Genomic DNA, 12,889 nt, shown 5'->3' with positions numbered 1-12,889 from the left:
TTATACGCCGCGGCGCTGATCATCTGTCAATATATATCGTATAAGGTGTATCAGGCCCCTCAATGAAGTAGTAACCTTCATAAACCTTCACGCCGGATCCGGTAGTATGGCAACGAAGGGGCTGGCGAGTGCGCTGACGCTGTACGGTGCGCGAACGCTGACACTCTCTCAGGCGGCCGCACAGGCCGGCCTGAGCGAGTCCGAGTTCATCGACCAACTCGAGCGTCGCGGCATTGAGGTCACCGAGTCGGAGCGGGCCGCCGCGCTCGAAAACGAGCGCGCCGTCCACGCCGACTGATCCGGAATCGCCGATCGATCTGGAATCGCCGGCCGATCCGGAACTGCCGGTAGGTCCGAAGCCGCCGGTAGGTCCGAAACCGCTGACCGCTCGGGACGGTTCCTCCGACCGCAATTTTTCTCTTCGCCGAGCGGCGCGCCGATTGTCGTTTCGCGACTACGCCTCGGGAACGAGGTGTACCTCGCCGGCGTGCTCGAACGCGAGCACGGTGTCGGCGTCGGCATCGACGAAACTGGGGTTCGGGACGGTCTTCGCCTCGTACGTGACCGGATCGAGCACCTGAATCGCGTTCTCGTCTTCGACGGTCACTACCGTCGTCTCCGCGGCGTCCTCGCGGGTGCCGAGTCGGTCGGCGTCGGGCGCGTTCGCGTCCTCGAAGTCCGACGTGTACGCCTCGCCCGTGGCGAGCCTGACGCCCTGAAGCCGACCGGAAACGCTCGCGACGAGCACCGGTCCGTCGCCGTCCTCGGGATCGATGATCTCACCGGCGGCGTACCGCGGGAGCCGGACCGCGAAAGTCACCCGATACACCTCGTTGCCGTCGCCGTCCTCGGTGACGAGGGTCGGGTACGACTCGAAGCTCCCACCGAGCGCCTCCGTTATCCGCGTCGCGACGTTCTGTGCGAGCCGGTTCGAAGAGACCTTGATGTTCGGGCCGTCGTCGGTCTCTTTCACCTCGGTGATGAACGCCTCGCGGTCGCCGTCGGCCTCCTGATCGGCGACGTACGACTCCGCGATCGAGAGCGCCTCGGCCCGCTCTTCGGGGGTCAACTCGCGTTCGTCCGCGCGCACCTGCACGATCCCGGCGTAGTAGCCGCCGGCGATGCGTCCGCACCGGTCGCAGGTCCCACGAGAGATCTTCACTGGCACCATCACCTCCGCCGAGCGGAGCGTCCCGCGGACGACGCCCGAGAAGCGGCAGTGCATCCGGACGGTGTTCTCGTCGACCTGCTCGGGCTCGACGCCCCACTCTACATCCTCGGCATCGACGTGGACACCGAGCGCCTCTGCGACTTCGTCGACCGCCACGTCGGTGTAATCGCGCGCGCCGACGTCGCGCCACGACTCGCCGCGTCGGACCGCGCCGCAGCCGGAACACACCAACACCTCGATCCGGTCGGGCGCGTCGACGAGGTCGAAGTCCTCGAAGTAGCAGTCGTCACACAACAGCGCGTCCCGTCCCCGCGGCTCGCCCGGAAGAGGGTCGCGCCGGTCCGGGACGGCGTCACCGCAGCGCGGACAGAACTCCCGCGATTCGCTCATTGCCGGCGGATACGCCGAGGAGCCGTTTAAGCGGCGCGGACCGTCCCTCATTCTTCGTTGCTCACTCCCCGTTGCTCACTCTCCGTCACTCCTCTGCCGTCGTCGGGGCGGCTCGCCGGATCGCGACCGATCTCTCCGAAATCGTTTTTCGCGCGGACCGAGAAGACGGGCGTATGAGCGGGAACCCCGACGACGAACGGCTCGAGGAACTGCGAGAAAAGAAGATGGAAGAGCTTCGCGAGCGCGAACAGGGCGGCGGCGACGCCGAGGCCCAACAGGAGGCACAGGAGCGCGCGGAGGCCCAACAGGAGGCCGTGCTCAAACAGTACCTCACCGACAAGGCGCGCCAGCGGCTCAACGCGGTCGCGATGTCGAAACCGGAGTTCGGCGAGAAGGTGAAACAGCAGGTGGCGGCGCTCGCCCAGAGCGGTCGCATTCAGGGGCGCATCGACGAGGACCAGATGCGTGATCTCTTAAAAGAGCTCCAGCCCGATCAGCAGAGCTTCGACATCCGGCGGCGATAGATGGATCTCGCGCTCCTGTACAGCGGGGGGAAAGACTCCTCGCTCGCCGCCCACCTACTCGATCGGTTCTACGACGTGCGCTGCGTCACCGGGAGCTTCGGGCTCACCGACGACTGGGAGCACGCGGAGCGCGCGGCCACCGAACTCGGCTTTCCCTTCGAGCGCGTCGAACTCGACCGCGCCGTCGCAGAGGAGGCGGTCGAGACGATGATCACCGACGGCTACCCGCGAAACGGAATCCAGCGAGTCCATCAGCACGCGCTGGAGACCATCGCGGGCCGCAACGTCGACGCGGTCGCCGACGGCACGCGCCGGGACGACCGCGTGCCGACCGTCTCGCGCGCGCAGGCGCAGAGCCTAGAGGACCGCCACGGCGTCGACTACATCTCTCCGCTCTCGGGATTCGGCCGACACGCGGTCGATCGGCTGGTCGAGGCGACGTTCGACGTGCAGCAGGGCCCCAGCGAGGAGGTGCCGAAGGCCGACTACGAGGACGAACTCCGCACGCTCATCGCCGACGAGCACGGCGAGGAGACCGTGAACGACGTGTTCCCCGACCACGATCAGACGTACGTTCACGGGCGGAGCGACTGATCGGCCCCCGCGTCACTCCGCGCGCGATCCGAGTTCTCGTCGACCCGTGATCGCCGGAACGACTTTCGGTCCGGCGTCCGTATCACCTCCTATGTCATCTGACCAAGTAGTCGAGCTGCTCCGGACGGCGTACGCCGACGAGATCGAGACCGTGATGAACTACCAGACGAACGCCATCGTCCTCGACGGCGTCCGCGCCGAGGAGATCAAAGAGAGCCTCAAACAGGACATCCAGGAGGAGCTCGGACACGCCGAACAGCTCGGACAGCGGCTCAAACAGCTCGGCGCGCGCCCCCCGGGGTCCGCCGAATTCACGGCCCGACAGGACTCGCTGCAGCCGCCCGAGGACTCGACCGACGTGCTGTCCGTCATCAACGGCGTGCTCGACGCCGAGGAGGGGGCGATCGCGACGTACCGCGACATGATCGACGCCGCCGAGGAGGCGGACGACCCGGTCACCGAGGACCTCGCCGTGACGATCCTCTCCGACGAGGAGGCGCACCGGACCGAGTTCCACGGGTTCCAGAAGGAGTATCAAGACGACTAGCCGGGGCGAACCAAGCTCTGTCGACCGCGAGCCCCGCTCCGCCACCCAACCGTCTGTGTCTCGGTGACCGCGAACTCCGCCCCGAAAGGATGCTTTCAAGCGGGCGCTCGCCGAACTCGGGTCCATGTACGACGGACTCAAGGGATTCCGCGATTTCTACCCCGGCGAGCAGTCGGCCCGCCGCGAGGTGACGGACGCGATCGAGGGCGCGGCGAGCCGGTACGGCTTCCGCGAGATCGCCACGCCCGCGCTCGAACGGACGGAGATGTACGTCGACAAGTCCGGTGAGGAGATCGTCGAGGAGCTGTACGCCTTCGAGGACAAGGGCGGTCGCGGCGTGTCGCTGACGCCGGAGCTCACCCCGACCGTCGCGCGGATGGTCGTCGCGAAGGGCCAGGAGCTGTCGAAGCCGATCAAGTGGATGTCGACCCGCCCGTTCTGGCGCTACGAACAGGTCCAGCAGGGCCGCTTCCGCGAGTTCTACCAGACGAACATCGACGTGTTCGGCTCGTCTGCCCCCGAGGCCGACGCCGAGGTGCTCGCGGTCGCCGCCGACGCCCTCACGGATCTCGGGCTCACCGGCGACGACTTCGAGTTCCGCGTCTCGCACCGCGACATCCTCGGCGGGCTGGTCCGGGCGCTCGCGGCCGACCCCGACGCGGTCGACACCGCGGCCGCGATCCGCGCGGTCGACAAGCGCGCGAAGATCGACGACGGCGAGTACCTCGGACTGCTCTCTGACGCCGGGCTCGACCGCGCGACGGCCCGCGAGTTCGACGACCTGATCACCGGCGTCGAGACGGTCGACGATCTCGAGGCGATCGCCGACGCGGGCGGCGACGACGTCGAGGACGCCGTCGAGAACCTCCGGAACGTGCTCGCCGCCGCCGACGACTTTGACGCGGGCGAGTTCTGCGAGGTGTCGCTGACGACCGCCCGCGGACTCGACTACTACACCGGCGTCGTCTTCGAGTGCTTCGACTCCACCGGCGAGGTGTCCCGGTCCGTCTTCGGCGGCGGGCGCTACGACGACCTTATCGAGAGCTTCGGCGGCCAGCCCACCCCCGCCGTCGGCGTCGCGCCCGGTCACGCGACGCTCAAGCTGCTGTGCCAGCGGGCCGGCGTCTGGCCCGACGAGGAGCTGACCACGGACTACTACGTGCTCAGCGTGGGCGACACGCGCAGCGAGGCGGCCGCGGTCGCCCGCGAACTCCGCGGGCTCGGCGACGACGTCGTCGTCGAGAGCGACGTCTCGGACCGCTCGTTCGGCGCCCAGCTCGGGTACGCCGACTCGATCAACGCCGAGACCGTCGTCGTCGTCGGCGAGCGCGACTTGGAGAACGGCGAGTACACGGTGAAGGACATGGCGAGCGGCGACGAGACGACCGTTCCGGTGGAGGAGTTCCCGCCCGAGGACGGCCTGCCGACCTACGAGGACTACGAATAGCTGACGCGGGGTTCGGCCCGAGTTCTATTTAAAGGCCTCCCGCAGGAACACGAGCGCCCCGCCCAGCATCGCGAGGTTCCCGAAGAAGGCGAGTCGCTCGCCGCTCTTGTCGTCTTCCTCGGCGTTCCAGAAGTCGTGCATCGTCGCCGTCACCACCGTCAGGAAGGCGACGGCCGCGCCGGTGGCGAGCCGCGGGGCCCGCCACAGCGCGATCCCGGCCCCCGCGGCGACCATCATGCCGGACGCGAACGGGGCCGCGAGATCGGGCGCGGGCACCCCCGCGGAGTCGGCGTACTCGATCGTGTCCTCCATGTCGCGGAAGTCCTCGGAGGCCTGCGCGGCGAGGCCGACGCCGAGGAGGACGCGGCCGAGCCGCGAAGGCGCACCGCGCGTGTCCGTCGCCTGTTCCGTCGTCTCGCCGTCGTCGTCAGTCATGAGTCGATCAACGGTAGCATGCCTCATAAAGAGCCGTGCAGACGGAGCCGACGTATAAAACGCGTACGCGGAGACCGGATCAGTCCGCGGTCGCGGCGGGCGCGCCGTGTTCGATCTCGGTCCCGAGCAGGTCGAGGAACTGCGCGATCCACTCGGGGTGGTCGGGCCACGCCTGCCCGGTAACGAGGTTCCCGTCCGTGGTGACCCCGTCGACCCACGAGCAGCCGGCCGCTTCGACTTCGGGCCGAACGGCGGGGTACGCCGTCATCTCGTAGCCGTCGAGGACGCCCGCCGCCGCGAGGATCTGCGGACCGTGGCAGATCGACGCGACCGGCTTGTCGGCATCGAAGAAGTGACGCACCGCGTCGAGCACCTCGTCGTAGCCGCGGAGGTACTCGGGCGCGCGGCCGCCCGGAACGACCAGCGCGTCGTAGTCGGCGGGGTCGACGTCGTCGAACCCGTGCGTGAGCGCGAAGTCGTGCCCGCGAGTCTCGAGGTACGTCTGGTCGCCGCGGAAGTCGTGAACCGCCGTCTTGACCGTGTCCTCCGCCCCCTTTTCGGGGCAGACGGCGTGGACCTCGTGGCCGACCGCCTGCAGCGCCTGGTACGGGACCATGATCTCGTAGTCCTCCCCGAAGTCGCCGACGATCATCAGGATCTGTTTTCCTGTCATATTTACAACACCACGTTGGAGTACGCGCTACTGGCAAATAACGATACTGGCGAGTGCTACCTCGCCGCAACCGATTCGGAGACACCCGAGGGGCGACCCGCGTCGGTCTTTATAAACGACGACTGCGGTGGCGCGCCTCCGAGCGGCCGATAGGCCGCGAGGAGCCCGCGAGGGACGCGGACGGGTCGGCGCGGCACCGTCCGCGTCGACCCGTCCGCCGAGGCTGGGGAGGTGTGAGGTGCGGAGCGGCGTGAGGCCGTGCGGTGCGGAGCGGTGCGAGACCGTGCGGTGCGGAGCGGTGCGAGACCGTGCGGTGCGGAGCGGTGCAGTGTGGAGCGGTGCAGTGTGGAGCGGTGCAGTGTGGAGCGGTGCAGTGTGGAGCGGTGCGGTGTCAGGTGCTGTCGGGTAGTGTCACACGGGATCGGGAGGGCTACTCCCAACGTACCGATTTATAAATAACCGACTGCGGTCGCAGCGGTCAGTTCGGCGGCGTGAGGTCCCGCTGGAACTCGTCGAACCGATCGAGATCGGCGGGCAGTTCGTACTCGATCTCGCGTTCGTCCTGTCGGTCGACGAGCCGGCCGTCCTCCAGCTCTGCGGCCACTTCCTCCCACCCCGGCTTCACGCGGACGCTGCGGGCGGGCGCGCCGACGACGACGTGGTGGTCGGGCACGTCGCCCTGCACCACCGAGCGCGCGCCGACCACGCTGTTCTCGCCCACGCGACAGCCGGCCCGCACCATCGCGTCGTAGGTGACGCGGGCGTCGTCGCCGACGACCGTGTGGAAGTTGCGGACCTCGGTCTGGTCGACGAGGTCGTGGTCGTGGCTGTAGAGGTGGACGCCGTCCGAGATCGACGCGCGGTCGCCGATCGTCAGCTTCCCGCGGTCGTCGAGGTGCACGTCGTCGTGGATAACGACGTTGTCGCCGATCTCGATGTTGTGGCCGTATGTGACGGAGATACCCTTGAAAAATCGGCAGTTGTCGCCGCACTCGGCGAACAGGTGCGTGCCGAGCATCTGACGGAAGCGGAGCGCGAACTCGACGTTGTCGGCCATCGGCGTCGCGTCGAACTGTCGCCAGAGCCACTGGAGGTGTTTGGACCGCTGGAACTTCTCCTCGTCCTTCTCGGCGTAGTACTCCGACTCCAGCGTCGCGTTACACGGGTCGTACCCCTGCAAGCGGACGCGTTCGGCCTTCGGCACCGACTCGCCGTCCTGCCACGCCTCCCAGCGGTCGCGGTCGCCGTAGAGGTCGATCAGGGTGTCCCGTACGACGTCACAGGTGTCCTCGTCCGAGGAGAGCCGTTCGTCCACCTCGTCGATGAACCCTCGGACCCCGGCCTCCGCGGCGTCGGGCAGGGACACGTGTCGCTTTGTCATCGTCGCACGTTCGTCGCCATCCCTCAAAGGGATTCGGTTGTGCGACGCTCACGCACCGGGAACACCCCCTCGGCGGCACTCCTGTTTCTCGGTGACATTCCTGTTATCTCAGAGAACTTATTGTTGCAGCAACACTTTTGGTCCGGTTCGCTGTATTGGTGCGTGATACCACATGCCAGAAGTCAAATTCGAGGTCGACGTCGACAGTCCCCCGGACGAACAGCCGACGGCCAAACCGTTCAATCGGTGGCACCCGGACATCCCGGCGGCCGTGGAGGCGTCGATCGGTGAGACGATCCGACTGGAAGCGTTAGACTGGACGGGCGGACAGATTTCCGACAACGACGACCCCAACGAGGTCCGGGACGTCGACCTCACGCAGGTTCACTACCTCGCCGGTCCCGTCCACGTCGAGGGCGCGGAGCCCGGCGACCTGTTGAAAGTCGAGTTCCACGACATGGGGCCACTGAACGACCGTTCGGAGTTCGGGTTCACCGGGACCTTCTCACAACAGAACGGCGGGGGCTTCCTGACCGACCACTTCCCGGACGCCGCGAAGTCCATCTGGGACCTCGACGGCTACACCGTCTCCTCGCGGCACGTCCCCCACGTCCGCTACGAGGGGAAAATCCACCCCGGGCTCGCGGGCTGCGCGCCGAGCCAAGAGCTGTTAGAGGAGTGGAACGAGCGCGAACAGGAGCTGATCGACAAGCACGCTGAGGATCCGAGTTCGATCCCGAACCACCCGACCGGCGAGGCGGAGCCGGGGGTCGCGAACCCGCCGACCACGGAGGGCGCGCAGATGGGTGAGATGGACCCCGAGACGGCCGAGGAGGCGGCGAAAGAGGCCGCCAGAACCGTTCCGCCGCGCGAACACGGCGGCAACCACGACATCAAGGACCTCTCTATCGGATCGACGGTGTACTTCCCCGTCTACGTCGAGGGAGCGAAGTTCGCGCTCGGTGATTTCCACGCCTCGCAGGGCGACGGCGAGATCACCTTCTGTGGCGCGATCGAGATGGCGGGCTACGCCGACGTGGAGTTCGACGTGATCAAAAACGGCATGGAGGAACACGGCGTCGATCACCCGATCTTCGAGCCCGGCCACCGCGGCCCCAACTTCGAGGACTACATCACGTTCTGCGGCTACTCCGTGACCGAGGACGGCGAGCAGCGCTACATCGACTCGCACACCGCCTACCGCCGGGCGTGTCTGCAGGCGATCGACTACCTCAAGAAGTTCGGATACACGGGCCAGCAGGCCCTCCACATCCTCGGCACCGTCCCCGCCGAGGGGCGCCAAAGCGGCGTCGTCGACGTCCCGAACGCGTGCTCGACGCTGGCGGTGCCGAAGGGCGTCTTCGAGTTCGACATCTCTCCGGGGAACCTGGACAACCGGGCCGACCGCGGCGACCTCGTCGTCACCGACGACCCCCTCGGGTGATCGACTCGACCCACCGGACCCGATTCCGAACGGGTTCGGCGGCCCCGGCGCGGGCGATCGCGGCCACCCTCCGAAGCACGCTCGGCCCGAACGGGCTGGACACGATGGTGATCGACCGGGGCGGAACCGTCGTCGTGACGAACACCGGCGCGACCGTGCTCGACGCCATGGAGATCGACGCCCCCGTCGGCCGCGTGGTGCGAGACGCCGTTCAGGCCCACGCGCGTCACGTCGGCGACGGGACCACCACGACGGCGCTGCTCGTCGGCGAACTCCTCGACGCGGCCGAGGGGCTCGTCGCCGACGGGCTCCACCCGACGTCGATCGTGGACGGGTACGTTCGCGCGGCCGGCTACGCCCGCGACGCGCTCCGCGAACTCAGCGTGCCCGTCGAACCGGACGACCCCCGAGTGCGAGCGGCGGCGGCGACGGCGGTCACCGGACGCTGGGACGCGGCCGCGACCGAGCGGTTCGCCGATCTGAGCGTCGGCGCCCTGCGATCGGTCGGGTTCGACGCGGCGCGGCTCACGCTTCACGCGTACCCCGGCGGCGCGCTCGCGGACTCCGAGCGGGTCGAAGGGATCCTCGTCGACGTCGACGAGTCGTCGACGACCGTCGACGGCTTCGGGACCGACGGGCTCGGGGTCAGCGCATCTGGACCCGACGGCGGCCGAGCGCTCGTCGAACCGACGGTCGCGCTCGTCGACGGCGACGTGACGCTCCCGGTGGACGGTGCCGCCGGATCGGTGGCGGTTCGAGACGTCGACGACCTCGCGGCGGTCCGCGATCACGAGCGGGCGGCCAGACGGGCGGCGATCCGCTCGGTCACGGACCGCGACGTCGACGTGCTCGTCTGTCAGCAGTCCGTCGACGACGAGTTGCGGACCGAACTCGCCCGCGCCGGCGTGCTCCCCGTGGAGCGCACTCGGCGGGACGAGTTCGACGCGCTCGCCCGCGCCGCGGACGCGACCCCGGTGACGGCGGTCTCCGAGCTCGACCGGAGCGCGCTCGGCTCGGTCGGGGCGGTTCGCCGTCGCTCCGTCGGCGGCGGCACCGCGATCACGTTCACGGAGCTCCCGGGGGAGTCACACGAGTCGCTCCTCTTGCGGGGCGGGACGCCGCACGTCGCCGCGGAGACGAAGCGGATCGTGGCGGACTGTCTCGCCGTCGCGCGCCACGCCGCGGGCGGCGGCGGCGTGGTTCCGGGCGCCGGCGCCCCCATGATGGCCGTCTCCCGCGCGGTGTCGGATCGAGCGGCGAGCATCGACGACCGATCGGCGCTCGCGCTCGACGCGTTCGCGGACGCCGTGACCGTGATCCCGCGGACCCTCGCCGAGAACGCGGGTCTCGACCCCATCGACGCGCTGGCCGCCCTCCGCGCCCGCCATCACGGCGGGGAATCGTCGGCGGGGATCGACCGGTCCGGCGCGGTCCGAGACGCGTTCGACGCGGGGGTCCTCGAGCCGGTCGCGGTTCCCGCGCGCTGTCTCGAGACCGCCGTGCGGACCGCGAGTCTCGTGTTGCGCATCGACGAGACGCTGGAAGCGACGGCGAGCGGATCGCCCGAGGCAGACCACCGCGGACACGATCACGGCGACGGACACGACCACGGCGGCTACCCGTGGGCGCTGAGCCATTAGGCGGTCTTCACCACCTCGCCTCCGGCTCCGTCGCCGGTCGCGCGGCGGGTCACGCTCGGGGTGAGCTTATAAACATCCGGTCGCAGTCCCGCGGCGTGGGGGAGACCGCACCCGCTAAGTGGTCCGATCCCCAAAGCGAGGTATGCAGCACCGCGAACTCGGGAACTCCGGCGTCGAGGTCTCTGAGATCGGCTTCGGCGCGTGGGTCGTCGGCACCGACTGGTGGGGCGACCGCTCGGACGAACAGGCGGTCGAGATGGTCGAAACGGCGCTCGACGCGGGTGTCACGTACCTGGACACCGGCGACGTGTACGGCCACGGCGACAGCGAGGAGATAATCGGCCGCGCGATCGACGGCCGGCGCGACGAGGTGACGCTCGCGACCAAGATCGGCTACGACTTCTACAACAACCCGCAGGCCGGACACGGCGAGCTTCCGAAAGAGCTCGACCGCGAGTACCTCGAGACCGCCTTCGAGCGCTCGCTCGACCGACTCGACACCGACTACGTCGACCTGCTCCAGTTGCACAACGCGAACGTCGACGACGTCACGCCCGAGGTCCGCGATCTCCTGCGCGAGTGGAAGGCCGACGGGCGCGTCCGCGCGCTCGGCTGGGCGCTCGGTCCGTCGATCGGCTGGCTCGCCGAGGGCGAGGCCGCCATCGAGTACGAGGAGTTCGACGCGGTCCAGACCGTGTTCAACCTGTTCGAACAGGAGCCGGGCCGCCACTTCGTCGACGCGATCCGCGAGGCGGACGCCGACACCTCCGTCATCGCGCGCGTCCCGCACTCGTCCGGCCTGCTCAACGAGCAGGTGACCCCCGACACCGTCCTCGAAGACGGCGACCACCGCTCGCACCGCCCCAAAGAGTGGTACGAGACCGGCTGGGAGAAGGTCGAGGCGATCCGCTTCCTCGAAACCCCGGACCACGCCGACGGGACCCGGACGATGGCGCAGGCAGCGATCCGCTGGCTGCTCGCGCACGACGAGGTCGCGTCCGTGACCCCAACCTTCCGCGACGCCGACGACATCGCCGCGTGGAGCGCCGCGAGCGACGTGCCCCCCATTTCCGACGCCGAGTACGACCGGCTGGAGGAGCTGTACGCGCGCAACTTCGACATCGACCGCGACGACGGGATGGACGTGCTCCGGACCTCAGTCGACGGCGAGGACATCGAGGCCGCGGGTCTCGACAAGCGCGCCGCCTCGTACTGAACGTCGGTCGAGCCGAACGCCGACCGAACCGAACACCGGACGACTGCCCGATTTTTGACGCGAGATCGCTACCCTCGAGCCGTTCGCTTCTCGAACGTGCTCGCCCGCTTGCTTCGAGCGCGTTCGCTCGCACGCTCCGACTGCGAGCGCCGCGGCTCGCCGGTCAAGAGGCGCTTCGTGGAAACGTGGTGGCTCGGTGGAAAACCCTCATCACAAGGGGCTCAGTGGGGGTAACACGTCGTCACTGCCACCACGTTCGAAGATACTCGCTGCGGGGTATAAAGTGCCCGCGATGGTCCGTCCCCGACGGATTCGGTCGCGCCGATTCGGGCGTGACGCGAGCGGTCGCCGCCGCCGCCTCGTCTCACGACTCGTCGAGGATCTCCGCCGCGAACGTCTCCATCGCCGCTTCGGGGTCGTCACCGCGCAGGCCGACGACAACGTGATCGAGGCCGTATTCGTCGAGCCGCCGGAAGTACTCGCGGAACCACTCGACGCCGGCGCGGTAGCCGAGGTGACGGTGTTCCGGGTCCGCGGTCGGGTCGTCGGCGAACTCGACGCCGACGGCGATGGCGAACGGTTTCTCGCCCGCCAGCTCCCGCCACTCAGCGAGGTAACTCTGAAGGGTCTCGTCCGGCAGGTGGTAGAACAGCCACCCGTCGCCGTGGTCGGCGATCCACTCGGTCGACTGTCGCGCGTTGCCCGTCGGCAACACGGGTAGCGTCTCCGTCGTCGGCTTGGGAAGCACGTCGAGGTCGCCGTCGAGCGTGCCCCACGCCCCTTCGATCTCGGGGAACTCCTCGCGCCAACAGGCCCGCATCGCGGCGACGCGCTCGCGGACCGCCCGCCCGCGGTCGTCGCGGTCGACGCCGAACGCGTCGAACTCCGGGTCGCGGTCGCCGGAGGCGACCCCGAGAACGAGTCGCCCGCCTGAGAGCCGGTCGACCGTCGCCGCCGATTTCGCGAGGTGGATCGGGTGGCGCAGCGGGAGAACGACGCTCGACGTGCCGAGCGCGATCGCCTCCGTGCGAGCGGCGACGTGCGACAGCAGCGCCCACGGGTCGAACGCGCCGCCGGCGTCCCCGAACCGGGGCCAGTACGTCGGAACGTCCCTCGCCCAGAGCCCGTCGAACCCGAGCGCTTCGGCTCGTTCCGCGAGTCGGACCTCCTCGGTGGGGTCCGGAGTCGACCGGCGCTCCCCGGTCAGCGGGAAGCCCAGCCCGAAGGTGAGGTCGTCGTCGCCGAACAGGCGCTGGAACCCCGCGTTCGCGTGAGGAGCGCGCCCGCCGTCGCTCGCACCGGACGCGTCGACCTCACGGTCCTCGCCGCCCGCACGGTCTTCGTCGTTCGCGTCCTCCGGGTCACTCATCGGACGTGATTCGCGCCCGAGCCACATCGGCTCTGTGGTTTCGACGACGGACCGCTTC

At 68.8% G+C, this 12,889-nt stretch carries 13 protein-coding genes; 8 read left to right on the top strand and 5 right to left on the bottom strand.

Going from position 1 to position 12,889, the window contains the following annotated elements:
- The first annotated feature begins 106 nt into the window (after positions 1 to 106).
- On the top strand, positions 107 to 298 hold the full coding sequence (locus tag C461_RS08820) for a UPF0175 family protein (RefSeq protein WP_008000469.1): 192 nt from the start codon (positions 107 to 109) through the stop codon (positions 296 to 298).
- A gap of 156 nt (positions 299 to 454) precedes the next feature.
- Here the strand turns inward: C461_RS08820 and C461_RS08815 are convergent, their stop codons facing one another.
- On the bottom strand, positions 455 to 1,561 hold the full coding sequence (locus tag C461_RS08815; protein WP_008000467.1) for a 60S ribosomal export protein NMD3: 1,107 nt from the start codon (positions 1,559 to 1,561) through the stop codon (positions 455 to 457).
- A gap of 173 nt (positions 1,562 to 1,734) precedes the next feature.
- On the opposite strand from C461_RS08815, the gene C461_RS08810 reads away from it, so the two are divergent.
- The 4 genes from C461_RS08810 (at position 1,735) to hisS (ending at position 4,673) form a co-directional block, all read left to right on the top strand.
- The gene (locus tag C461_RS08810) at positions 1,735 to 2,085 is read left to right on the top strand and encodes a DNA-binding protein (protein WP_008000465.1); all 351 of its coding nucleotides are present in this window, start codon (positions 1,735 to 1,737) and stop codon (positions 2,083 to 2,085) included.
- Positions 2,086 to 2,679: a DUF7411 family protein gene (locus tag C461_RS08805; protein WP_008000463.1), complete on the top strand. Its 594-nt coding sequence runs from the start codon at positions 2,086 to 2,088 to the stop codon at positions 2,677 to 2,679.
- A gap of 91 nt (positions 2,680 to 2,770) precedes the next feature.
- Positions 2,771 to 3,226, top strand: a complete 456-nt coding sequence (locus C461_RS08800; protein WP_008000461.1) for a ferritin-like domain-containing protein — start codon at positions 2,771 to 2,773, stop codon at positions 3,224 to 3,226.
- Between the two features lie 124 nt (positions 3,227 to 3,350).
- Complete coding sequence (hisS, locus tag C461_RS08795) at positions 3,351 to 4,673, top strand: histidine--tRNA ligase (protein WP_008000459.1); 1,323 nt, start codon at positions 3,351 to 3,353, stop codon at positions 4,671 to 4,673.
- A gap of 24 nt (positions 4,674 to 4,697) precedes the next feature.
- Here hisS and C461_RS08790 read toward each other — a convergent pair whose 3' ends face one another.
- From C461_RS08790 to C461_RS08780, 3 genes are all read right to left on the bottom strand, one after another.
- Positions 4,698 to 5,108 carry a DoxX family protein gene (locus tag C461_RS08790; protein WP_008000458.1) on the bottom strand — a complete coding sequence of 137 codons (411 nt, stop codon included), beginning with the start codon at positions 5,106 to 5,108 and terminating at the stop codon, positions 4,698 to 4,700.
- Between the two features lie 79 nt (positions 5,109 to 5,187).
- On the bottom strand, positions 5,188 to 5,781 hold the full coding sequence (locus C461_RS08785; protein ID WP_008000456.1) for a DJ-1/PfpI family protein: 594 nt from the start codon (positions 5,779 to 5,781) through the stop codon (positions 5,188 to 5,190).
- A gap of 478 nt (positions 5,782 to 6,259) precedes the next feature.
- Positions 6,260 to 7,162, bottom strand: coding sequence for an acyltransferase (locus C461_RS08780; protein ID WP_008000454.1), 903 nt, complete (start codon positions 7,160 to 7,162; stop codon positions 6,260 to 6,262).
- A 172-nt stretch (positions 7,163 to 7,334) separates the two neighbouring features.
- Here C461_RS08780 and fmdA point away from each other — a divergent pair, with 172 nt between their 5' ends.
- The 3 genes from fmdA (at position 7,335) to C461_RS08765 (ending at position 11,462) form a co-directional block, all read left to right on the top strand.
- Complete coding sequence (gene fmdA / locus C461_RS08775; RefSeq protein ID WP_008000452.1) at positions 7,335 to 8,606, top strand: formamidase; 1,272 nt, start codon at positions 7,335 to 7,337, stop codon at positions 8,604 to 8,606.
- Entirely contained in the window at positions 8,603 to 10,246 is a 1,644-nt protein-coding gene (locus tag C461_RS08770; RefSeq protein ID WP_008000450.1) for a TCP-1/cpn60 chaperonin family protein, read from the top strand. The genes fmdA and C461_RS08770 overlap by 4 nt, the downstream gene beginning before the upstream one ends.
- Before the next feature lie 142 nt (positions 10,247 to 10,388).
- On the top strand, positions 10,389 to 11,462 hold the full coding sequence (locus tag C461_RS08765) for an aldo/keto reductase (RefSeq protein ID WP_008000449.1): 1,074 nt from the start codon (positions 10,389 to 10,391) through the stop codon (positions 11,460 to 11,462).
- Positions 11,463 to 11,826: 364 nt separating this feature from the next.
- Here the strand turns inward: C461_RS08765 and C461_RS08760 are convergent, their stop codons facing one another.
- Complete coding sequence (locus C461_RS08760; protein WP_080506270.1) at positions 11,827 to 12,831, bottom strand: TIGR03571 family LLM class oxidoreductase; 1,005 nt, start codon at positions 12,829 to 12,831, stop codon at positions 11,827 to 11,829.
- Positions 12,832 to 12,889: the final 58 nt, after the last annotated feature.

It is taken from the genome of Halorubrum aidingense JCM 13560 (assembly GCF_000336995.1).
Classification (GTDB): Archaea; Halobacteriota; Halobacteria; order Halobacteriales; family Haloferacaceae; genus Halorubrum; species Halorubrum aidingense.
Note: the sequence above shows the minus strand (reverse complement) of the source record. Positions and strands in the feature narration are given on the sequence as shown.